We start from the raw sequence: 790 nt of genomic DNA on the forward strand, positions 1-790 counted from the left end.
ATTCCCTTTAGTAACGTGTAACTTTCCAAATTTAAAAAAGCGACTCATAGAATTATTTCCTCCCGTTAAATAATAGATAACTATTAAAAATAGACAATACTTGCTCATAAGTAACGGTACTTAAATTGTTTACTTTGGCGTGTTTCATTGCTTGATGAAACTGATTTTTAGTAAACAGTTGACGATATTCTCGATTGACCCATTTTGAAACAAAGTACGTATATAGCTTCCAATATTTATCTGGAACATCTGTGGTATGGCGGGTAAGTTTTATTAAGACACTGTTTACTTTTGGTTTAGGATGAAAGCATTCCGCTGGCAGCTTAAGCAATTGCTGAATCGAGACTTGAGTGTGCAAGAGCAACCCTAGTGTTCGGTGAATATCCAAGGTACGCTTGTAGAATCCTTCTTCAACAATCAGATAGATGTCAGACGCATGGCTTTCAAAAACCACTTTTTTAATAATTTGTGTGCTTAAATGGTAAGGAATATTCCCAACAATTTTATACCTCTGTTTGTTAGGGAATTGAAACTGTAGAATATCTTGGTGAATTAAAGTGACACGAGTATTCAGTTTTAATTTTTCTGACGATAAGTTGAATAGATGACTGTCTAATTCAATAGACGTTACCTGTTTACTTATTTTAGCCAGTTTCGTCGTTAAATGCCCTTTACCTGTTCCAATTTCGTAAACGGTATCGGTTTCTTTTAAATTCAATTGTTTTATTATTTGGTTGAGTACTTTTTCACTCGTTAAAAAGTTTTGAGAATATTTTATATTTTTGTTCAT

At 32.9% G+C, this 790-nt stretch carries 1 protein-coding gene and 1 pseudogene; both read right to left on the minus strand.

The window, feature by feature from the left end; translation table 11 throughout:
- Positions 1 to 84, minus strand: a pseudogene (locus C1G57_RS11430) (rRNA adenine methyltransferase); the annotation flags it as partial.
- A partial coding sequence (gene erm(B), locus C1G57_RS09130; protein ID WP_002321849.1) for a 23S rRNA (adenine(2058)-N(6))-methyltransferase Erm(B) occupies positions 53 to 790 on the minus strand: 738 nt, incomplete at its 5' end. The pseudogene C1G57_RS11430 and the gene erm(B), both read right to left, overlap by 32 nt.

The organism is Streptococcus suis (genome assembly GCF_002960425.1).
Lineage (GTDB): Bacteria > Bacillota > Bacilli > Lactobacillales > Streptococcaceae > Streptococcus > Streptococcus suis_S.